General features: G+C 64.8%; 15 protein-coding genes. 4 read left to right on the top strand and 11 right to left on the bottom strand.

Annotated elements, in window-relative coordinates:
- Window positions 1–2 precede the first annotated feature (2 nt).
- Window positions 3–1,187, bottom strand: a complete 1,185-nt coding sequence (locus FMM79_RS03900) for an efflux RND transporter periplasmic adaptor subunit (protein WP_148626250.1) — start codon at window positions 1,185–1,187, stop codon at window positions 3–5.
- A gap of 110 nt (window positions 1,188–1,297) precedes the next feature.
- On the opposite strand from FMM79_RS03900, the gene FMM79_RS03895 reads away from it, so the two are divergent.
- Complete coding sequence (locus FMM79_RS03895) at window positions 1,298–1,900, top strand: TetR/AcrR family transcriptional regulator (protein WP_162528435.1); 603 nt, start codon at window positions 1,298–1,300, stop codon at window positions 1,898–1,900.
- 169 nt (window positions 1,901–2,069) lie between these two features.
- Here the strand turns inward: FMM79_RS03895 and FMM79_RS22195 are convergent, their stop codons facing one another.
- Window positions 2,070–2,411, bottom strand: a complete 342-nt coding sequence (locus FMM79_RS22195) for a hypothetical protein (protein WP_371710771.1) — start codon at window positions 2,409–2,411, stop codon at window positions 2,070–2,072.
- A gap of 614 nt (window positions 2,412–3,025) precedes the next feature.
- Window positions 3,026–3,238 (bottom strand): hypothetical protein, encoded by a 213-nt coding sequence (locus tag FMM79_RS03885; protein ID WP_148626248.1) that lies wholly within the window; start codon window positions 3,236–3,238, stop codon window positions 3,026–3,028.
- Between the two features lie 259 nt (window positions 3,239–3,497).
- Between FMM79_RS03885 and FMM79_RS03880 the strand changes: the two genes are divergently transcribed.
- Window positions 3,498–5,438 carry a BCCT family transporter gene (locus tag FMM79_RS03880; RefSeq protein ID WP_148626257.1) on the top strand — a complete coding sequence of 647 codons (1,941 nt, stop codon included), beginning with the start codon at window positions 3,498–3,500 and terminating at the stop codon, window positions 5,436–5,438.
- Between the two features lie 27 nt (window positions 5,439–5,465).
- Here the strand turns inward: FMM79_RS03880 and FMM79_RS22055 are convergent, their stop codons facing one another.
- Window positions 5,466–5,600: a hypothetical protein gene (locus tag FMM79_RS22055; protein ID WP_256376771.1), complete on the bottom strand. Its 135-nt coding sequence runs from the start codon at window positions 5,598–5,600 to the stop codon at window positions 5,466–5,468.
- 188 nt (window positions 5,601–5,788) lie between these two features.
- On the opposite strand from FMM79_RS22055, the gene FMM79_RS03875 reads away from it, so the two are divergent.
- Entirely contained in the window at window positions 5,789–6,748 is a 960-nt protein-coding gene (locus tag FMM79_RS03875) for a toxin-antitoxin system YwqK family antitoxin (protein WP_148626247.1), read from the top strand.
- Here FMM79_RS03875 and FMM79_RS03870 read toward each other — a convergent pair.
- The 3 genes from FMM79_RS03870 to FMM79_RS03860 form a co-directional block, all read right to left on the bottom strand.
- The gene (locus FMM79_RS03870; RefSeq protein ID WP_148626246.1) at window positions 6,745–7,563 is read right to left on the bottom strand and encodes a GDSL-type esterase/lipase family protein; all 819 of its coding nucleotides are present in this window, start codon (window positions 7,561–7,563) and stop codon (window positions 6,745–6,747) included. The genes FMM79_RS03875 and FMM79_RS03870 overlap by 4 nt on opposite strands.
- A 463-nt stretch (window positions 7,564–8,026) precedes the next feature.
- A complete protein-coding gene (locus tag FMM79_RS03865; RefSeq protein ID WP_240338963.1) occupies window positions 8,027–9,760 on the bottom strand; it encodes a sulfatase in 1,734 nt (577 codons plus the stop codon).
- On the bottom strand, window positions 9,757–11,100 hold the full coding sequence (locus tag FMM79_RS03860; RefSeq protein ID WP_148626245.1) for an MFS transporter: 1,344 nt from the start codon (window positions 11,098–11,100) through the stop codon (window positions 9,757–9,759). Before FMM79_RS03860 ends, FMM79_RS03865 begins: the two co-directional genes overlap by 4 nt.
- A gap of 186 nt (window positions 11,101–11,286) precedes the next feature.
- Between FMM79_RS03860 and FMM79_RS03855 the strand changes: the two genes are divergently transcribed.
- A complete protein-coding gene (locus FMM79_RS03855; protein WP_240338962.1) occupies window positions 11,287–12,345 on the top strand; it encodes a LacI family DNA-binding transcriptional regulator in 1,059 nt (352 codons plus the stop codon).
- Between the two features lie 29 nt (window positions 12,346–12,374).
- Here the strand turns inward: FMM79_RS03855 and FMM79_RS03850 are convergent, their stop codons facing one another.
- The 4 genes from FMM79_RS03850 to FMM79_RS03835 form a co-directional block, all read right to left on the bottom strand.
- On the bottom strand, window positions 12,375–14,063 hold the full coding sequence (locus FMM79_RS03850; protein ID WP_148626244.1) for a glycoside hydrolase family 3 protein: 1,689 nt from the start codon (window positions 14,061–14,063) through the stop codon (window positions 12,375–12,377).
- A 101-nt stretch (window positions 14,064–14,164) separates the two neighbouring features.
- On the bottom strand, window positions 14,165–16,447 hold the full coding sequence (locus FMM79_RS03845) for a TonB-dependent receptor (protein ID WP_162528434.1): 2,283 nt from the start codon (window positions 16,445–16,447) through the stop codon (window positions 14,165–14,167).
- 329 nt (window positions 16,448–16,776) lie between these two features.
- The gene (locus tag FMM79_RS03840; RefSeq protein WP_148626242.1) at window positions 16,777–19,968 is read right to left on the bottom strand and encodes an autotransporter outer membrane beta-barrel domain-containing protein; all 3,192 of its coding nucleotides are present in this window, start codon (window positions 19,966–19,968) and stop codon (window positions 16,777–16,779) included.
- A gap of 65 nt (window positions 19,969–20,033) precedes the next feature.
- Window positions 20,034–22,406: a TonB-dependent receptor gene (locus FMM79_RS03835; RefSeq protein WP_148626241.1), complete on the bottom strand. Its 2,373-nt coding sequence runs from the start codon at window positions 22,404–22,406 to the stop codon at window positions 20,034–20,036.
- Window positions 22,407–22,408 lie beyond the last annotated feature (2 nt).

The raw sequence follows: 22,408 nt of genomic DNA, 5'->3' as shown, positions 1-22,408 counted from the left end.
GATCAACGCCCCTCGGACCGATTTTCAGCTTCGGTCGAGGGAGCCTCGACCTCCTTGCCTGAACGGCTGCCGACTTCGCCCGGCTTCATTGCCACGGGCTTGACGGTGCTTCCGGGACGCGCATTCTGCGAGCCTTCGACAACGATCTTCTCGCCCTCCTTGAGGCCGCCTGTGACCAGCCAGTTGGTACCCGCGGTGCGGTCGGTCTCGATCACACGCTGCGAAACCTTGCCGTCCTTGCCAACGATCAGGACCACCGGCTGCCCCTTCTCGTCGCGCTGCACCGCGCGCTGGGGGACCAGAAGGCCATCGGCCTTGGTGCCTTCCACGAAGCTCGCGCGCACGTACATGCCCGGGAGCAGAAGGCCCTGCTTGTTGGGGAATACCGCGCGGATGACCTGACTACCCGTGCTGGGATCCACGGTCACGTCGGTGAACTTGAGGCGCCCTTGGGCCGGATAGGTGCTGCCATCCTCAAGCCTGAGGTTAACCTCCGCGGCCGAGCCGTTGCCCGCCAGCTTCCCGGCCAGGATCTCCTGGCGCAGGCGCAGCACGTCAGCACTCGACTGCTGGATGTCGACGTAGATCGGGTCGAGGTGCTGGATCGTCGTCAGGGGCTCGGCCTGCGAGGCCGAAACAAGCGCGCCGGTGGTGTAGGTCGAACGCCCGATGCGCCCCGAGATCGGCGCGCGCACGGTGGTGCGGGCGAGATCGATCTGGGCGCTGCGCACCGCGGCTTCCTGGGCCTGGACGGTGGCCCGGGCCTGGGCGGCAGCGGCTTCGGCGTTCTCGGCCTCTTGCTTGGAAATCGCGTTGATCTTGACCAGCTCACCATAACGACGGGCCTGCGCCTCGGTCGCAGCAATCTGCGATCTGGCCTGGGCCAGCGCTGCGCGCGCGCTTGCCACCTGCGCCTCGTACGGCGCGGGGTCGATCTTGTAGAGCGCCTGGCCGGCGCGCACGTTGTCGCCTTCCTCGAAGAGACGGCGCAGGATGAGCCCGTTGACCTGCGGACGCACGTCCGAGGTCTCGTAGGCGCTGGTGCGCCCAGGGAGCTCTGCCTGGAGGTCGACCGTCTCGGTGCGCACGACCATCACGCCGACTTCCGGCGGCTGCGGCTCAGCCTGTTGCGACCCGCCGCCGCACGCCGAGACGAGCAGCCCGAGGATAGGTATCAACTTCTTCATGGTTCGCACCCGATAACGATGATATGCATTGTGTGAGTGATCGTTCACTCACTATTGCGGGGCCCACTACTGCAATGCAGCAAAAAGCACAAGCGACGCACGGGATAAAAATGATGGAAGACACCGCCAACCAACGGACAGCGCGCTGCGACGAGCGCCGCAGCAAGTTGATTGCAACGGCGCGCCGACTGTTCGCGAACCAGGGGTTTCACCTGACCGGCGTGTCGCAGATAGCACGCGAATCGGGCATTGCCGTGGGGCAGATCTATCGCGACTTCGCGAGCAAGGAAGCCGTCATTGCCGCCATCTGCGAGGAAAGCCTGCAGGTCTGGCTCGAGGAAGAGACGCTGAACCGGGCCATCGCCGAAGATGACAAGGTCACCATCACAGACTGGATCACGCATCTCCTCGAAGAGGAATGCGAGTTCGAGGAAAGGCGCATGCTGATGGAGATCATGGCCGAGGCGGGGCGCAGCGAGAGCATCGCCCAGATCAACGCCTGCATCCTCGGGCGCTTTCGCCCGCAGCTCAACCGCGCCCTCACCTCGATTGCACCGCATCTGGACGAGAGCGCACGTACTCTCATCATCAACCTGGTTCAGGTCCTGAGTTGGGGTATCGCCGCAGGCGAACAGCTCGACCCGGCAATGGATCGCGCGGCCTTGCGCACCTACGTGACGACGCTGGTATGGCGCGAAATCGGGATCGACTAGCCCTGCGCAGAAGCGTGTCCAGAGCGGTTTCTGATCGGATCAACTCGGGGCAATCGCTCCAGACTCTTGGTTTCTCGATCTTTTTTGATCAGATGTATCCATCTGATCGGTCAATGTCTGGGTCAGCCCGGCGGCCCGCAAGGACCTGCCCCGCCGAGAGGCAACGGGATCAGTTTACACGGCGACGGTGCTTGCCGCCGTAGCGCTTGCCACAATATTCATCGAGTTCGCGCATCTCGCGCGCGGCGGCACGAGCAATGGCCGCATCACAGGGAAGGTCCGCCGAACCGGACGCTTCTGCCCGAACCGCCTTTTCCGCCCGCGCATCCTCCATCCGCGATTCGACGCGTTCGCGCAGAACCTCGATATCGGCGCGTGAAAGAATGTTCTTTTCGCGCAGGTAACAGATCATCGTCTGCAAAAGGATCATGGCCTTGTCGCCGCTGTCGACTTCCGCGAAGTCCGTATCGACACAGGCCCCGCCTGAAGGCCCACCCTTTCCTTCGATCATTTCTGCACTCTCCGTCATGGTCGCGCACGTATTGTTCGTGCGTTTCATGCCGAGGTTACCGATTCTTCCGGAGATTTCCAGTGCATATCTATTCGCACAGTCACCTAACCACTCCGCCTCCTTCGTGAGGTTATTTTGCGGCGCCGCATCGGCGGCATTCCAGCCAACGCCGAGCCCTTGTAGAGCCGCACCAGCCGTCTCCTGACAGCCGTTCCGGAAGCGGGCCAGACGGTCGCGCTGCGCCTGGATATCAACGTAGGAGACCAGCGCATCGTTGACATCGTTGAGCGCCTCGACCACCGCCTTCCGGTAGACCAGCGCGACGTCGAGCCGTTTGCCAAGACCATTGGCGAAGCGCTCCTCGACCACCATCAAGGTCCGCTGCGCCGATTCCAGGCTGTCCTGCGCAATCGCCTCACGCGCCTGCACGCCGCGCAGCTCCATGTAGTGTCCGGCAAGTTCGCCGCCGATGGTTGCACTGGGGGGCTCGGGCCGTTCAGCCCACTACGGCGGTGCTTCGGCCACAGGACGGGTGTAGTCCGGAGCGACCGTGCAGGCCGAGAGCATGGCAAGCGAACCTACGGCCAGCACGAGCGCAGCGAAACGAGGCCGCATCACTCCACCGCCTCCTTGACACCGAGGTTGGCGGTCCGGGTCTCGCCCCCGATGATGTCGGCAAAGTGGATCTCAATGCGGGTCTCAACCGCCATACCCATGCGCAGGTGGCGGACTTCGGGCTGCCCAGCAAAGCGGATATCGACCGGCAGGCGCTGGACGATCCTGGTGAAGTTGCCAGTCGCGCTCTCCGGCTCCACGGCCGGGAACATGGCCGGGAACAGGGCGCAAGTCGCCGGGCGGGGGGAACTCTATCGACCACGCCATCAAGATCGATGTCGTTGGCATCGACGTGAATGCGCACGTCCGGCACGCCCCATTGCCGATTTGTTTCCGAACGGCGTGCAACAAGTTCCGCGTTCAAAAGTTGCCTCATGCAATCTCAATACGTAGACGATGGCCCTGATGAGCGATGATACCCCCCCCAATCCGAACGTCTCCGAGCTGACAGAACGCCCATCCGGGTTCCGCATGGCGGTCAATCCCCCCGTGTTCTTCACCTCTGCGGTCCTGATACTGGCCTTCGCGTTGGCGGCGGTCCTCGCCCCCAAGCGCGCGGAGCGGATCTTCACCCACGTCCAGGAATTTCTCGTCCAAAACTTTGGGTGGTTCTACATCCTGGCGGTGGCAGGCTTCCTCGTCTTCGTCATCTTCCTGATGCTCAGCCGCCACGGCAACATCAAGCTGGGGCCCGACGACAGCGAGCCGGAATACAGCTACCTGTCATGGTTCGCGATGCTCTTCAGCGCCGGCATGGGCATCGGCCTCGTCTTCTTCGGGGTCGCTGAACCGATCCAGCACTTCGCCTCGCCACCGAGCGGCGAGCCCGGCAGCATCGATGCGGCCCGGCGCGCCCTGGTGCTGACCTTCTTCCACTGGGGCGTGCATGCTTGGGCGGTCTACATTGTCGTCGGCCTGGCACTCGCTTACTTTTCGTTCCGTCGCGGGCTCCCCCTTACCATCCGTTCGGCGCTGTTCCCGCTGATCGGGCGCAAGATCAACGGGCCCATCGGCGATGCCATCGACATTTTCGCCGTGCTGGGCACCATGTTCGGTGTGGCGACCTCGCTCGGGCTCGGCGTGCTGCAGGTCAATGCCGGCTTCAACTACCTTTTCGGAATTCCCATCGACACGGCCGTGCAGCTGATCCTGATCGCAGGGATCACCGCGCTCGCCACGCTTTCGGTGGTCCTCGGCCTCGACAAGGGCGTGAAGCGGCTGTCCGAGTTGAACATCATCATGGCCGTGCTGCTTCTGGGCTTCGTGCTTTTTGCCGGTTCAACCGTGTTCCTGCTCCAGGCCTACGTCCAGAACATCGGCGCCTACCTTGGGGCACTCGTCTCGCGCACCTTCCGCATGTACGCCTACGAGCCCAACCCCTGGCTGGCGGACTGGACCCTGTTCTACTGGGGCTGGTGGATCGCCTGGTCGCCGTTCGTGGGTATGTTCATCGCGCGCATCTCGCGCGGGCGCACCATTCGCGAATTCGTGGGTGGCGTGCTGCTCGTCCCCGCGCTCTTCACGTTTCTGTGGATGACCGTCTTCGGCAACACTGCAATTTCACTCGACATGTCGGGCGTCGCCCCGATTGCCGAAACCGTGAAGAACAACATGCCCGTCGCTCTGTTCGAAACGCTGCAGGCCCTGCCGTTCGGCCTGATTACCTCGTTCATCGCGACCATCCTCATCGTCACCTTCTTCGTGACATCGGCGGACTCCGGCGCGCTCGTGATCGACATGATCACCTCGGGCGCGGCCGAGAACCCGCCCGTGTGGCAGCGCGTCTTCTGGGCGGTCTGCGCAGGCGGCATTGCTGCAGCTCTCCTGGTTGCGGGTGGCCTCGACGCGCTGCAGACCGCCGCGATCGCAAGCGCCCTGCCCTTCGCGATCATCATGGTCTTCATGTGCTATGGCCTGCTCAAGGCTCTGAACGGCGAACGGGAAGGCGAGACGAGCGACCTTTCGGCTTCGCTCACGCCCGCAGCGCCGCGCGCCGAAATCAACTGGCAGCAGCGCCTGGGCCACATTGCCGGTGTCTTCCACGAGGCCGAGATCGACGCCTTCCTCACCGACACCGTCGGGCCCGCGCTCGACGCCGTAGCGGACGAAATGCGCGACAACGGGCTCGTGCCCGAATTGGACGCCGACAAGGGCCACGTGCGCCTTGTCGTGGCGCATGGCGATCGCGGCGATTTCGTCTACCAGGTGCGCAGTCGCCCTTATCTCAAGCCCAGCTTCGTATGGGCCGAGACGCGCAAGTCGCACGATTCCGAACGCCGCCACTTCCGTGCGATGGCACAGGCCTCCGACGCCAGTGTCCCGCACGATGTCACCGGATTCAGCCGCGCACAGGTTATCGACGATCTCCTCACCCGTTACGGCCGTTTCCGGCACTTGCGCCGTATTTCGTGATCCCAGTCGTTGCGCGACCGGGTTGGTTCATCCGCCCCGGTAGTGCAGCGCCTTCACGAATTCGGAGAAGGCGAGCGCGGCCTTCATGAATGGAGAGATGGTGTTGAAGATGAGCTGGCCGCCCACGCGCACGTCGAGTGCCTGCCCCTGCTCCTCGAACACCCAGGCATAGCCCCCCCGTTGGAGGTGAAGCGGTAGTTGAGGCAGGGGTGATCGACCAGGTCACGTGGTGTCCTTGGCCTTGCATCTTTCGCGAAATAGGCAGGTGCGGCGACGAAGAGCATGCGCAGCGACCGCCTGAACCGCAGGTCCCTTGCAAGGTCGGGGGCGCCATCCCTAGGATAGGCCTCATGTACTTACATATTCATGGAAGTTTGGCTCTCATCGCCGCCACGCTCGCCGCGGCTCCTGCCTATGGTGCGCCCTCCGAGGCGGTGGAGAAGCCCTACCAACGCGACTATTCCGAAGCCGAGATCTGTGCGGTCTCGCAGCGCGCCGCCTTCACCGGCATTCTGGATCTTCGCGCAGCTGATGACGCCCTGCGCCGCCGCGTCGAATGCCGCGAAGGTCGCAAGGACGGCCTCGACCGCCAGTTCTATCCCACAGGCGTCCTGGCGGTGGAGCGCAGCTGGAGCGAGGGCGTGCTTGATGGCCTCTACCGCCACTGGTCGGACAAGGGCACCCTCCTCGAACGCTGGACCTATGGCCCGAGCGGGCTTGAGGGCGATTACTACGTCTTTCACGAAAACGGCCAACTTGCCTCCAAAGCGCATTGGCGAGAGGGCAAGCGCGACGGGCCCTACATCAACTACGCACGCGACGGGCGGCTTAAGGAATACGGCAACTACCGCAAGGGCCGCGCCGATGGCGACCAGGTGGAATACCGAGCCTCAGGCGCGGTCGGCCACAAGCACTACGCCATGGGGCGCCCCATAGGTCCGCAGCCACTGTGGAACAAGGACGGTACACTCCTGGCCCTTGCCGAATACGACGAGGCAGGCCGCTTCCTGCGCGGCGCGGCCTACAACATGGACGGCTCGATGCGGCGCGAAAGCCATCCCGTAGACATTCCCGAGCACGGCCGCGGTCTCGAGACCACCGAGTACAACGGCTGCGAAACGCGTACCGTCATCCAGAGCGGAACCGACGATCCCCGCCGCCTTGCCGAGATGGGTTATTCGCTAACGCCTGGTCTCTATCGTCTGGAGACGATCCGGCGCTGCGGCAAGCTGGTCGAACGGGTCGAGGCCTTCGATCACGAACTGCTCACTCCCGCCTTCCACGCAGAGCCGCCCGAGGACTGTCCTTAATCGACGTCCCCAAGCGTATGGGCAATGGCGGCCTTCGCCAACGGGGCCATGATCGCATAGCCCTCTGCTGTCGGGTGTACGCCGTCTGAAGAGAGCCCCTCGCCCATCGCCCCCTCGGGCGTCCCAAGCGCGCTCCAATAGTCGACGTAGGTGAACCCTTCGCGCGCGGCATAGCCCTTCAGCCAGACGTTGAGCGCGCGTACCTGCGGATCGGGGTGCTTGTCAGGCGCCCAGGGAAAGGCCTTCGCCGGGGGCACCGAGCCCAAGATCACCTTGATCCCATGCGCACGCGCAAGTTCGGCCATGGTCTCGATGTTGCCGGTGACCTGCTCCATCGTCGCGGCCCCGGTGTTCCCGGCGATGTCGTTGGTCGCGGCCAGGATATGGACCGCGCGGGGCTTTAGCTTGAGCACGTCTTCGCGGTAGCGCACCAGCATCTGCTGTGTCGTCTGGCCTGAAATACCCCGGTCCACCCGGCCGTTCGTCCAGAAATCCGGGTCAATGTTCTGCCAGTTGTCCGTGATTGAATCGCCCATGAATACGACCTCCACCGGGGTCTTCTTCGCCTTGAGCGCCTTGTTCGCCTCGGCGTAGCGGCACAGCTGGCCGAAGTCGCGCGTCAGCATATGGAGGTTCCAGACCTGCCAGCCTTCGCCATCGCTGGGCATGGGATGATGCGGGCACGGCTCCTCGACAATGCCGACCGGGTCCTGCGCATGGGGATCGCCGTCCACGCGCGTCTGCGCTTGGGCAGGCACCACAAGCGCTGCGCTCAGGGCAAGGACTCCGGCAATCGCGGTGGCGGCATGACGCATGGGCTTATTCGTCCTCTTTGTCGCGGGGCTCTCCCGCAGTCCTCTTGGTGAGGGCAGAGCTAGACCAGCACGGCGTACTTGAAAACGGCAAATGTTCCCAACCCCTTGGGCCTCTCAACCTTTTCCCCCTCCCCGGATGGCGATAGGCGAAGGACACGCAGGCCGTGTGCTCGACCACGCGCGCGGCGTTTCTTGCCGGGCGCGGTGGCCACTCGGTCAACACCCTGACGTGCCCGACACCAACTTCGGACCCGTCGCAGAACGCTACGACGCAGCGACCCGTGGCCGGCCGCGCCTTCCTGCACAGCCTGAACGACGCCCATAACCCGGGCCGACAGCGCCAGTTCTTCGGGCTGCGCGCTGGCCGGCGACATGAGCGTTCCGCACTATTCTCCAAGGCAACGAAAAGGCCCGGCCGCTACCAAGAGCGACCGGGCCTTTTTCATACTTGCAGATGGCTGGCTCAGTGGCCGCGGCGAACCGGGACGTAGCGCTCACCCTTGCGATCGGCCTCGATCTTGGCCTGGGTGTCGGGATAGAGGTCGTTCATCTTGCCCGGAAGATTGGGCTCGGCGTACCACTCGCTCGGGAAATCGGCGGCACGGTGACCATCCTTGAGGCGCAGGACAAGGCCCTTGCTGGCGCGCTGCGTGTAGGGAATGTCGTGCTTGCCGCGCTGGTTGGCGAGGTCGGCATAGAGCGCGGCGCGCAGTTCGTTCTTGCGGTCGAGCTGAGCGGGATCCTCGATCCGGTTGTGCAGTTCCTCGGGGTCCTCGCCCACGTTGTAGAGTTCCTCGGTGTCCCAGATTCCGTGGTACTGGATGTACTTCCACCCATCGCGCTTGATGGCGAAAGTGGTCGGCGTCTGCGGGAACTGCCAGTCCCAGTAGTACTCGTAGACGAAATCGCCCGCAGTCCAGTTCTCCGGCGCGATGCGCCCCTCGGCGAGCGAGAGGAAGCTCCTGCCTTCCATCTGCTCGGGCTCGGCCACGCCTGCCAGGTCCAGGAAGGTCGGGGCAAGGTCGAGATTGCGCACTAGGTTCGGCACGGTCTTGCCCTCAGGCACGATCTCGGGCGCCCAGACCACCATCGGCACGCGGACCGAAGGCTCGTAGGCATTGCGCTTGTCAATCAGGCCATGGTCACCGAACAGGAAGCCGTTGTCGGAATAGAACACGATCATCGTGCTGCGATCGAGCTTGTTCTTCCGCAGATACGTGAGGATGCGCCCCAAGCTGTCATCGACCGACCCCAATGTCTCGTAATAGCGGCGGATGTACTCGGGCAGCGGCTCGTCGGTGTGGTAGGGGAAGTCCGCGCCGTGCCAGCTGTTGCGCTGGTTGCGCACCCACAAGGGCTTGCCTTGGTTATTGCGTGGGGTATCCGCCCAGCTCTCGGGCAGATCGACGGCAAGGTTTGCGTATTCGCCCTTGTGGCTTTCCTCGGGCGTCGGGTCGGAGTGGACCGCCTTGTGGCTGAGGTAGAGGAAGAAGGGCTGCTTCGTGTCGCGCTCCTTCAGCCAGTCGAGCGCGTAGTCGGTGAGCTCGGTGGTGATGTACTTCTGACGGTTCACCTCCACGCCATCGACGTTGAGCTGCTGACGCTTGCCCGCCGCGATCTCCTCGGGGGAGAGGCGCTCGGTCGGGAAGTAGGTGCCCTGCCCCTGGAAGCTGACCCAGCGATCGAAGCCGGGGCGCGGGTCCGCATTGGCATCGCCCATGTGCCACTTGCCGAAGAAGCCGGTTTGGTAGCCCGCCTGCTGGAGGTAGCTTGGGAAGAAGGTGAGGCCCTTCTCGCTCGAATTGGTGTTGTCGATCACGCCGTGGTTGCGCGCTGTCTGGCCGGTCAGGATGGTCGCACGGCTCGGGCTGCACAGCGAAGAGGTCACCACCGCATTGGGGAAATAGGTCCCGTGGCTCGCGAGATAGTCGATGTTGGGCGTGGCAAGGCCCGGCGTCAGGAAGCCCATGGCATCGAAGCGCAGGTCATCGACGAGCACGAAGATCATGTTCATCGGCTTGCCATCGACGGTGCGCACCGGCTGTGCGCCCGCCTGGGCCGCAGGGGCCGCCAACTGCGCCTGCACCGGTGTTGTGGACAGCGGCAGGCTGGTAATTGCCGCCGTGCCTGCAAGGGCAAGGGCGAGCTTCTTCATGCGCGCGCCAAGCGGCGTCTTGCGCGAGGGGAGGTTCTTCATGCCACACTTTCCTTCCAGGCAGATGCCTTAAGGCCGGCCATGCCCACCAGCAGCAGGACGAGAGCCAGCGGCGAGGCCACTGCGCACACGAGCGAAATGGATTCGCCCACCCGCGCCGGGTCACCAAAGACGAGATCGGTCACCAGCGCCACGGCCGTAGGGCCGAGGGTGGAGCCGATCAGGTTGATCGAGAGCATGTAGACGACCGAAACCATCGCCCGCATGCGGTTGGGGGTCAGCCCCTGCAGCGCGGCAAGACCTCCGCCGAAGTTGAACCCGGCAAAGAAGTTCATCGCCCCGATCCCGGCGAGCGCCAGCGCGGCGGTCGGCATCAGCGGGAAGCCGATGGTGAGCGGGATCAGCGCGGTAAAGCCAATGACGGCCGCCTTGAGGTTGCCAAAGGGCGTGCGCTTTTCCAGCGCGCTCGCCACGAAACCGCCCGAGAGCGCGCCGCCGGTGCCGCAGAAGAACACGATCCAGCCATAGGACGCACCGATCTCGCTGATATTCATGCCGTAGGAGCGTTCAAGGAAGGCCGGGATCCAGGCGCCCGTGCCGTTGCCCACGAAGATCATCAGCGAAAAGCCGACGATGATCCCGAAGTAGGCACGTCCATGCATGCGCAGCTGGCTGAAGAAATGGCCCATGGGCGCGGCCGCAGGCTGTACATCGCGGGCGCTGCCGCGGCGCTGGGGCTCGCGTACGAGGAACATCGCGAGCGAGAGAAGCGCGCCCGGAATGCCCAGCAGCAGGAAAATGATGTGCCAGCCCTTCATCGTGCCGAGCATCGGGATAAGAACATCGGAACTGGGCGGGATGGCGCCTGCAATGAGCCCACCCAAAATCAGCGCGCCCGCGCCCCCGAAGTAGACGCCCATGTTGTAGACGCCCATGGCAAGGCCCAGCTTCTCCTTGGGAAAATAGTCCGCGAGGATCGAGTAAGCCGAAGGCGAAAGGCCGCCCTCGCCCACACCCACCGCGATACGTGCGGTAAACAGACCGGCAAAGCTGCGCACCATGCCGCACGCCGCCGTCGCCAGGCTCCAGATGAAGATCGAGGCCGCAATGATGTTGCGCCGGTTGGAACGGTCCGCCACCCAGGCCACCGGAATCCCGACGAGGACGTAGAACAGCGTGAACGAAAGCCCATAGAGCAGGCTCATCGCGGTATCGCTGACCCCGAAGTCCTCCTTGATCGGCTGCACGAGGAGCGCCAGCGCCTGGCGGTCGACAAAGGCCAGCGTATAGGCCAGCATGAGCAGGACCGCGGCGGTCCACGCTTCGCGTGCAGGTGGCCAGGGCGCCTCGGTGGCGGCCTCGGATGCGGGGGTGGCGGTCATCGGGATCCTCTCGCAAGGCGCATTATCGTTTGCGCCGTTTTCTTTAGCGTGCAGTTTGGCGACACAAAGCGATTGCACCTGTACGAACTGTCTTGCAAGACAGGACGGCATGACGCAATGTAGCGCTAAATTGCTAGTGAAAGCTCGGGCTCTTGTCAACCAGCCCGAGGATGGCCAGGGACGTCGATGATGGACAAGAAAGTGGGCACACGATCGCGCAGGCGTTCGGGCGGCGGAGTCACGATGGCCGCCGTCGCGCGCCATGCCGGTGTCTCCTCGATGACGGTGTCCAATGTTCTCAACAACAAGCCGAGTGTTCTTCCCGCAACGCGCGACGCCGTTCTGAAGGCCATCGCCGAACTCGACTACCGGCCCAACACAGCCGCGCGTGCGCTGGCCAGCGCCAGCAATTACCGCATCGGCCTGTTCCACCGCGACAGCGACAGCGCGCTTTTGAGCGCGATGCTGGTCGGCGCGCTCAATGCCTCGGCCCGGCTCGGCGCCCAGCTCAACATCAAGGTCTACGACCAGAAGGACCCGCTCGATTCGGTGCGCGAGTTCCTTAGCACCTCGCCCGATGGCCTGCTCCTGCCCCCGCCGCTATGCGAACGGGTGAGCGCTTCAGGCCTGCCCGAGGAATACGACGTGCCCATGGTCGCCCTCGCCTCGGGCCAGGAACTGGGCAACATGCACTGTGTGCGGATCGATGACGAACAGGCCGCCTACGAGACGACGGGCATCCTGCTGCGCGCAGGCCACCGCCACATCGGCTTCGTGCGCATTCCCAGCCTAGCCGGCGAAAGCCGCTTTGCCGGCTATGCCCGTGCGCTCACCGACCAGGGCGTCGCGCTCGATGAGGCGCTGGTCTGGAACGCGCGGCCGACCTTCGATGCGGGCCTGGACCTCGCCGAGCAGCTTCTGCCCGGCAAGCGTCCAATCACGGCCATGTTTGCTGGCAACGATGACATGGCCGCCGCTTTCGTGAACGTGGCGCTGCGCACAAACCTGCGCATTCCCGAAGATATCTCGGTGGTGGGCTTCGACGATACGCCCATCGCGGTAAAGATCTGGCCCGCGCTCACCACCGTGCGCCAGCCGCTGGGCGAGATCGCCGAAGTCGCCACACGGCATCTCCTCACCGAGATGCAGGCGCGCGACAAGGAGACGAAGGCAGTTCCTGGCGGAACCACCTTCGTCAACTACCAGATCATCGAGCGAAATTCGGTTGCGCCTCCTTTGTCCTGAAGCGCGTTGCGACCCGAAGCGCTCTGGTTTCAGTGGCGAAGCTGTTCTTCGCCACAGAAGGGATCGACAGGGCTCACACCCGTGAACGGCGCCTTGCCGAGAAGCCGTTCCACCAGCGCGGACTGCACCGAAGGCAACGCACTGTAGCCATTGATGTAGGTGCGCACGTCGGGCGCGTCGTAAAGGTAATAGGGCTGACCCAGTGAAATCATCAGCGTCGGGATTTCGCGCGAGAAGCGCTTCATCGCCTTGCGCGCGCTGCCATGGAGCGCGGTCCAGTCCAGATAGATGTGCGAGAGGCTGGCAGTTGCCTCCTGGCCGATGAGGTATACGACAAGGTCGGTGTCCTCAGGAGCCGGAGGGGTTTCGGCGTCGTACATTCGCAGATCGAAACCGGCCTTGCGCATGTCCTCGCAGAACACGTCGAGACTGCGTGGCAACGCGCCGGAAATGAAGTTCCAGCCTTCCTCGGCCAGCAGCACCACCCGCGTGTGGCGCGCAGGGTCGAGCGGCAGAAGATCCTGCGTGTCCTTGACCAGCGTAATGGCCCGCGCGTTGGCCTCGGCCGCCACGGCCTCGCTCCCGGGCGTGGAGAGACGCGTCGTTCCCTCCTCGAGCGGGGGGACCCATTCATCCAGAGTCATGCGGTGAAGGCCAAGCCGGGCCTTGAGCGTCAGAATCATGCGCACGGCATCTTCAAGACGCTGCTCGCTCAACGCACCGCGGCGAAGCCCGTCCATCATAAGACGATAGTCCCCGCCCGGATCGGGCGAGAACAGGAACATGTCGCACCCGTTCTCGATCACTGCAGGCACCGCCTCGGCGCGCTCCTGCCAGCCGGTAAGGCCGCCCATGGGCGTCGCATCGGACACAATCAGGCCCTTGAAACCCAGTTCGCCGCGCAGAAGTTCAAGGTTGAGACGTTTTGAAACCGACGCGGGTACGAAGCGCCCTGCCCCGGCATCGGCGGGAAAGGCCGCGGGCAGCGCGATGTGCGCGGACATGACCGACATGACGCCCTTGGCGAACATCGTGCGGTAGATCGCCCCGAAGGTCGCGTGCCACTCGTCCATGGAGAGGCCGTTGACGCTGGTAACGAGGTGTTGGTCGCGGTCGTCGATGCCATCGCCGGGCCAGTGCTTGGCGCAAGTCGCGATGCCGCCGCCCTGGAGCACCTCGGTCATAATCCCCGCTTCGCGCAGGATCGTCGCCATGTCCGAGCCATAGGAGCGTGTCCCCACGACCGGATTGCGGAAATTGCGGTTTATGTCGACCACCGGACTGAAGGTCCAGTTGAAACCCTGACGGCGTGCTTCGCGAAGGACAATCGCCGAGATGCGGCGCGAGAGGTCCTCGTCCGCACAGGCGGCAAGACCCATCTGGTTGGGAACGGCGGTGGCAAAAGCCTGGCTGACCGTGCCCCCTTCGATATCACCGCTGATGAGCGGGGGAATGCGCGATTCCCGAATGGCCGCGCGGGTCGCTTCCCAGGCCGCCTGAAGGTCATGCCCGGGGAAGCGGTGGATTCCGCCCACGCCCAGTGCGCAGTGGCGGGAAATTTCAGCGAGGTCATCACCGATCGAACTGAGTGCGAAGAGCTGACCGACCTTGCCCTCGACGCTGAGCGTGTCGAGCGTGGCCTCGACCCAGGCCCGATCCTCGGGCGTAAGCGCCAGGGGATCGACGGTCACAGGGTCATTCAGTTCGCATTCGGTCATCTAGGCCAGATCCATCTTGGTGGCGGATGTGCTGGCGGCGGCCCTGGGAGGAGGAGAGAGCGGGCCGCCGCCAGACGGTTTTCCTGAGGGAGGGTGGGCCCTCAGAAGCTGTAAGACGCGCGCACACCCCAATAGCGTGCGCCGTCGCGCAGAACCTGCTGGTAGGTGCGACCGCCGTTGAAGCTCGAGTCGAAGATGTTGGACACGTTGTTCTGGTCGAACAGGTTGCGCACGAAGACAGTCACCGAGTAGCTGTCATCCTTTGACTCCACACCGGCAGAGAGGTTCACCAGGCCAAAGCCCCCCTGCGCGGAGCGCGGGTTTTGGTCGATCTGGTAGGATACCTTGGTCTGGTAGCTACCATCGAGCATCACGAAGCCATCAACAGGTGCACTGTCACCGAAGGGCACGGTCTGGCGCAGCGAGCCGGTGAGACGGAAGTCCGGCGCGTTGGGCAGATCGCCACCCGAAAGGTCCTGCACCCCATCGACGCAGCCCTCGGCCGAGGTCTGGCCGCGATAGCACGGGCCGAGCGGGAAAGAGTCGATGCGCGCATCAAGCAGCGTCATGCCCAGATTCAGAGTGGTCAGCGAAGTCGGGCGGACCGTGCCTTCCAGCTCAATACCCTTGGTCGAAGTCGAACCAGCGTTGAGCAAATAGAACGCCACGTCACCGGGCAGCTGTGCCTGCGACTGGAAGTTCTTGTACTTGGTGTAGAACAGCGCTGCGTTGAGCGACCACACACCATCCAGGCTCTGCAGCTTGGCACCGACCTCGAAGGCATCGGACTGCTCGGCATCGACAGGTTCGTAGCTTTCCTGCGCACCGAAGATCAGGTTGAAGCCCTTGCCCTTGTAGCCGCGCGAATAGCTGGCGTAGGCGTTACCCAGGCTACCCAGCTGGTAGCGCAAGCCGACCTTGCCGACGAGCGCGGTGTCGCTGGTCTTGCCGTCGAAGTCGGCCGGGACGCCCGTCGCGCCGCCAAGCGCGCTGTCTCCGGCCACGAGCACGTCGCTGGGGTCACGGTACACGTCCCAGTCCAGCGTCTCGCGCAGGAGGCGCACCCCACCAAACATCTCGAGCGTGTCGGTGAGGTAGATATTGGTGCTCGCGAAGACGGCAAGGTTGGTGTTCTTGGTCGAACCCGTGAACTGCCCGCTGCGCGGGCCGGTCGGGAAGATCTGGCGGCGCTGAAAGCCGGTGTCGAGGTCGAGCAGGAAGGCATAGCCGCCGAACAGCACGTCGAAGCCGCCAAGATCACCCGAGACAACGCGCAGTTCCTGCGAATACTGCTTGAGATTGGTGGTGCCGGTGTTGACGTCCCACAAGTTCACGCCGGGCACGGGCTCGGAAAGCGAGGTGTAGTCAACGTCGGCGCGCGCGGTGAAGTCCCAGCCACGCGCGGCCGTGATCGAGACCAGCTGGAGATCATCGTTCAGGCGCGCCTGGATGCGGCCCGAGACGCCCCACTGCTCGCTGTCGTTGGTGGTGTCGGCGTTGAGGTTGACGTCGCGGTTCTTCGCCGAGGGGACGACGGGGGACACAGCGTCGGCATAGGCCTGACCATCGACCGCACGCAGGGTCGGGCTCGCATCGTTGGTGCCGTTGCGATAATCGCCGATCAGCGTGATCTTGAGGTCACTGTGCGGTTCGTAGACGAACTTGGCGCGCCCGCCGTAGTTGCGGTATCCACCCAGCTTGTCATCGCCAATGCCCGAGACATTATCGATGAAGCCGTCGTAATCCTTGTAGTAGCCGCTGACGCTGAGCGCGGCGTCCTTGGCGACGGGGCCCGAGATGATGCCGCGGGCCTGCCATTCACCGCCCTGCGCAAAGCTGCCATCGACCTTGCCCGAAAGATAGGAGGTCGGATCGGCCGTGGTCACCGAGACGAGACCCGCCGACGCGTTCTTGCCGAACAGGGTCGACTGGGGACCGCGCAGGACTTCGACGCGCTGCACGTCGATAAGGTCCTGAAAGCCCTGCCCTGCGCGCGCCATCACGACGTCGTCGACAACGATCGAGACGGCAGGCTCGGTCGCGACCGAGAAGACGGTGGTGCCGATGCCGCGAATGTTGAGCGAGCTGTCACCCGGATTGTCGCCCTGTGTGAAGGTGAGCGAGGGAGAGACCTGGACCAGCCCTTCGACCGCGCTGACGCCTGCAGCCTGCAGCTGCTCACCGCTGACGACCGACACCGCGATGGGAACTTCCTGAAGCGTTTCTTCACGCATGTTCGCGGTGACGATGATGGCATTGCCGGTGACGGTGTCTTCGGAGGCAGCTTCGGCCGCCATGTCCTGCGCGAAGGCCGGAGCGCCCAGCGCCAGTGCCATCACACCGGCCGCGATACCGCAGGCCAGCTCAGTCTTTCGGAAATTCATCAGATCCTCTCCACTAAACACATCAGGCTTCAATGCGACCCGCATCGGCCTGTTGTTTTTAGCGCTAAATCATCGAGCCGGATTCCGTCAAGACAATTTGGCAAGTCGCTGATTGTGCATCCGCTTTATCCGATCAGCGTGGCAGTTTGCCCCCCAAAATGCATCACAGAGGCGCACCTATAGCGAATCGCCGCCCGATTCGGCGGTTTTCGGGCGGGGTCACGCATCGGGTCGGATGCGATCCCTCCTCCAGACGCAAAGAGCCCCCGGCAGAGGCCGGAGGCTCCTCATTTCATGCACAAGCGCGCGCCTCGCTCAAAATGCGCAGTTCACCAGCGCACCGTGACACTGCCGCGCAGCGCGAGAGCCATCTCGCCATGGCGACGGTCGGCGGAAAGCTCGCCGCCCATGATGAAGCCGCTAGGGCCGCCATAGGCCCGCAGGCGCCCGTACCAGCCGCCGGTCGTGCCATCGGGATCGAGACGGAACGCCTCGCCCGGCTCGACTTCGCCGGTGCCGAAGCGCGCCGTGGTCGCGCCAAGGCCGCCGCTCAGCACTTCGCGCCAACCGCCTTCGGTCTCGATCCGCATCCAGCCTTCATCGCCCGCCGACATGCCGAGCACATCGACACCGACGGTCATCCCCGCATTGAGGCCGAGCTCGTCGCTGGTGCGATCCTCGACAAGAAGGCCCAGCGCATCGTCGCCGGTTTCGCCGTAACCGTCCTCCTTCAGGCGCACGTAGTCGAGCGTCACCTGCGGACGGAAGAAGAAGTGCTGGCTGCCGCCCTCGGCCGAGATGCCGCCAATGGCACTGACGAAACGACCATTCCAGCTGCCGTCGATGGTGCGCGAGACGGCCTCTTCCACGGTCGCGCCCGAGAAGGTGCGCTCGCTGTCGAAGTCGGCGTGACCGATCGAGGCACGGGCGAACCCGCCGATCGGGCCGAAGTGCCCGCGCCAGTGGACCGCCCCCTCGATCGACTGGGACTTGACCTCGCTCGCCGCGCCGTTCGTGTGCTGGTTCCAGAGGTAGGAGGCCGTCGCGCCGAAATAGCCGATGCCGGTGCGGTATTCCCCGGTGAGCGACCAGGCATAGCCGTTGAGGTCATAGGCCGCAGTCGCCCCGCGGTCCTTCTCACTGCCCCAGAAAGCCAGATTCACATTAGTCGAGAATCGGCTTTCATCGGCTGTGGGATGCGGCGGATCCTGGAGCTGGCGGGCCAGCGTGCGGACGCCCAGGCTGATACCCTCGAAGCCGCCGCCGGCATGGTCGGGGAGCATCTGTCCCACGGTGTCGCGGAAGGTGTCGCCATCGGTGATGGCAAGGAACACATCCTCGATCTCCTCATCCGCGGCCAGTGCGGCGAAGGCCGCGTCGTAGGCGCTCGCCTGCGAACGGTTGAGCCCCAGTTCCTCGCGCGTTCGGCGCGCGATGTCGACCACGATGGAGTTGGCGCCCGCCTCCTCATCAAGCTGCGCCTTGAACATGAAGGGCACCAGGTCGGTGACGGTCTCGATATTCTCACGCCCTTCGAGCGTGCCCGCCGTCAGCACCTCGTAGCTGCCCTCGGCAGTCGTGACATCGGCCAGCCGCAGAGCAAGGCGCGAGCCTTCGGCGAACCGCGCGGTACCCGCCACATTGTAGACGCTGCCCTGACCCGGCGCGGAATCGAGCGTGGCCACCAGAACACCGCCCTTACCCACCTCGAGCGAGCCAATGCTGGCCGGGCTGCGCAGATCCAGCGCACCGCCCGAGAGCGTGACCGCGGCCTGGCCCGCGTTAACGAGCGCGCCCATGAAATAAGCGTTCCCGGCAAGGTCCAGCCGGTCCGCACCGCCGCCGAAATCGAGCGTGCCGTCATAGCTGGCCGAGCCTTCCAGACTCACCCGATCCGCGCCCGAGCCGAACGTCACGTCGCCTGTCTGCACCGCATCGCCCGAGAGCGTAAGCGTGTTATCGCCTGCCCCGAACGCGACATTGCCGGTCAGCGTGCCATCGGCAATCGAAAGCATGTCAGAACCGCGGCCAAGGCGCACGTCACCGATGATCTTGGGGGCATCGTAGCCCGCGGCAACGGCCGTCTGGCGCACAGTCACATCCCCGCTTGCCGCAGAAAGGTCGATGGCGACGTTCGTGCCGTCCGAGCCGCTGGCGATGATCGCGCCGCTGTTGTCGAACGCGGTCAGCGTGCCGCTGTCGTCGCGCACGGCATAGGTCGCGCCGTCCTCGCCGCTCGTCGCCTGGATCGTACCGCTGTTGCGCAGCACCCCAAGAGTGGCACCCTGCGCCACGTGGATGGCGGCGACCTGCTGCCCGCCCGAGGCGCGGATGGTCCCGGCATTGCGCAGTTCAGGGACATCAGCGCCCGCGCCGATACGCACCGCTGTCGCATTGCCGCCATCGGACAACGCGGCAATGGTACCGTTGACACCGATCCCGTTGGCAATCACGACATCGCCGCCCTGCCCGCCGATAACAAGCGCGTTCGCATCGATACCTTCGTAAAGGCCTCGCCCCTCGATCACGCCATCGACCTGGAGTCCGTAACCACGCGCCGTGCTCTCTACCCCACCAATAGCGATATCCCTGTCCGCCGCTCCGATGACCATTGCCGGGGCCTCGCCGTAGGAGACAACCCGGGCGCTGCCTTCGTCGGCATCAGGCAGGCCATCGCCATCCTCGTCATCGACGTCGGTATCCCCGTCGGCCGGCGCAACGGCGAGTACGATGCCGCCTGCGACATCGCCGCCAATCACCAGCGCAGAACCGCCCTGGAGCAGGTCGTCCGCATCGAGGTCCGAGGGATCGGCGGGCACACTGGTATAGCGGTAGCCGGTGGCAGCAAGCGTGCCCTGCACAACCATAGCACCGCCCACATCACCGGAGAAGCGCGCGCCAATGGCATCCTCGCCCTGCGCGCCGATCGTCCCGGCGAGGCGCACGTCACCAGAAACATTCCCGGCCTCGATGCCCACACTGCGATTGCCCGTCACCACCGTTTCACCGTCATGGACCAGGTCCCCGGTCAGCGGACCGCCAAGGGCGATACCGGCCGAATCGTTGCCCTGCACGGAAATCTCGCCGCTGTTCGTGATCGTGCCCTCGTGCGCACCCATCGTGCGGATGCCGTACCGATTGGAGCCCAGCGCGAAAGGTCCGTCGAGATCGCCGTCGTTGTCCTCGTCTTCCGGAGCATAGGGCTCATCCACCGTGATTGTGCCGGAGTTGGTGATGTCGCCCTGCGTTCCGGCTTTGGCGAGAATGCCGGTCTGGCCGGTGCTAACCGCGATTTCGCCCGCGTTGGACACAGCGTGATTGCTGTCCATCGTCACCGCCGTGCCGCCTGTGAGAGTGACCGAGCCATCCTCGGTGATTGCGATGGCCCCGGGCGCGCCATCGACGATCGTCGAGGTGCGCATGGGCGATGTGCGGGCGTCGGTGACGTCCTCGGCCACCGCAGGCTGCGCGGCGGCGGCGAGGGCAAGAACGGCGGTAGAGGCTAGCAGGTATCGCGGCATTTCAGTCCCTTCAGGTCGTTTTGACCGATAGGACGGAGCCACGGGCGGACAGCCTTGAAAAAATCTCAGAACGCGGTGTCGAGCCCGATGCGCAGCGTGCGTGGGCGCAGCGGCGTGACCTGCTCGCGTCCGGTCCCGAACGGCGTGCCCAGGGCGAAACGGTTGCCGCGCACATCGGCGATATTGGTAATGCCAAGGGTCACGCCCAGACGCTCGGTGCCCACCCGCAGCAGCGCGCCGGTATCAAGGTAATCGCCCTGCAGCGCGCCGAGTTCGGGCCCGACACCAAGACGCGAACGCCCGACGTAGCTCGCCCAGCCCTGTGCCTTCAGCTGGATCTCGCCGCCAAGCTCGTGATTCCAGTTGAGCGCCACGCGCGCGGCCAGGTGCGCAATATTGGGCACCTGCATCGAACGCGTAGCAAGCAGCATGAGTGGAAGCGCCGGCTCGTCCACCTTGCTGCGGTTCCATGAAATGCCTGCCTCGGCCCGAAGCCCCCGGGCAAGCCGCAGGCCCCCGGACGCGCTTGCCGTCCAGATCCGTCCGTCCCCGATATTGGCCGTACTGGGAAGACCGCTTGCGTCGATGAAATCGGCCTGGATGTCCTGCCAGCGCGTGTAGGACAGCGACAGCGCAAAATCGAACGCGCTGCGCCCGCGCTGGCCGTGACGTGCGCCAACCTCGAAGGTCTGCGTATGGTCATCGCGAAAACGCCGCACGTACTCGCTCTCTATGGCCAGGCCGCCGGGACGGAAACCCTCCTGGTAGCGCAGGAAAAGCGAGGCCTCGGGCGCGAGTGCAAGGTTGAGCGCCGCCGAGGGCAGGACGACCGTGAAGGTGCGATGCGCGGCTATGTCCATCGCGGCATGGGCGAGCTGGATCTCGGGGCGGATGTCCTCTCCCCCACCGCCCAGCCGCGAACGGGTGATGCGCCCGCCCGCCGTGGCAACCAGCGACGCGGCCAAACGCAGGCTTGCCTCGCCATAGAACGTCCCCTCATCCACGACATTGCGCACGCCAGCCGGGATCGCGCGCAGTGCAAATGTCGTCAATGTCCGGTTGAGCCGCGTCTCGTTGTGCGTGAAGCTTACCCCTGCGACCCAACCCAAGCCGGCGCGCTCGGGCTGCCAGAGCCGGGTCTCGTGGGCCACCATGCGCGTGCGGTTGGCTTGCGTGAAGAGGCGTGGCGACCCGCCTTGCGGAGTCGCATCGAAGTTCTCCCGAAGGGTCTGGCGCACGAGGCCCGTTGTTGAGCGTAGGCGGATATCCCCCAGCCTTCCCGCGACAACGAGTTGCCCCATTGCGTAGTCCGCCTCGGCCCGCTCGGCCACGCGCGCGCCGTTCTCCAACCCGGCCCCGTGCCGGTCGGCGTACTGGCTGTCGGCGTTGTCGGTCCGCTGCCCAAGGGCCATCAGGCTCACCGACCAGTCCGGCGCAGGCTCCAGCCGCAAGGCTATGCGCCCGCCCAGGATATCGCTGCCATTGACGTTACGACCATCGATGCGCGGCTTGTTGATGTAGCCACCCGTGCGCTGCGCATCGAGCGAGGCGCGCAGACCCACCCGCCCCTCCATCAGCGGCAGGTTGAGCATGGCGCTGCCATCGACGCCCGGTTCGCCATGGCGCGTGAGCGAACCGCCCAGAACGGCAGAACCGGCTATGTCGTTCAGATCTGGCGCATTGGGGACCAGCCGGATGATGCCGCCTAGCGAGCCTGCGCCATACAGTGTGCCCTGCGGGCCCTCCAGCACCTCCACACGCGCCATGTCGGTGAGACGCAGATCCGGATCGGGCGCATTGTAGGTGAGGCGCATGTCGCCCAGGTACTGCCCCACGGTTGCCTGCGTGGGGCCGGTGAAACTGGAATCGGCGATACCGCGGATGAAGAGCTTGTTGCGCCCGCTGCCCAGGTGCGTGGAAGCTACCGTCGGAAGCTGGCGGGTGATCTTCTCGGTACCACCCTGGCCGCCCGCCTCCAGTTCCTCCGGCTCCAGGATCGCGACCTGTGCGGGGAGATCGCCAAGCGCCAGTTCGCGCTTGCTGGACAGAACGATGATCGGCGCGCCGGTGATTTCACGGGGGGATTCGCGCACCTGCGGCGCGGCGCGGGGCGTGCGCGCCTGATGGGAAACCGGCTCGATGCGCCAGGCCGCCGGGCCAGTCGCAACAACGCGTCCCCCGGCCGCACGCGCCAGCCGCCGCACGGCCTCCGCCGCAGGGATGCGCGCGTCGAGCGCAGGCACTGCGCGGTGCGCGAGCGTAGGGTCGACAATGACGACACTCACCCCCGTCTGGCGTGCAATTGCAATGGCCGCCTGCGAGGCGCTACCGGCCTGCGTGTGAACACGGATTTCCGCACCCCGCGCAGCGGCGGAAACAGGCCACGCGCTACCCAGCACCAGAGCAGCACCCAGAAAAAGGTTCAGGACCTGGCGCATGG

Source organism: Novosphingobium sp. BW1 (genome assembly GCF_008107685.1).
Lineage (GTDB): Bacteria > Pseudomonadota > Alphaproteobacteria > Sphingomonadales > Sphingomonadaceae > Novosphingobium.
Note: the sequence above shows the minus strand (reverse complement) of the source record. Positions and strands in the feature narration are given on the sequence as shown.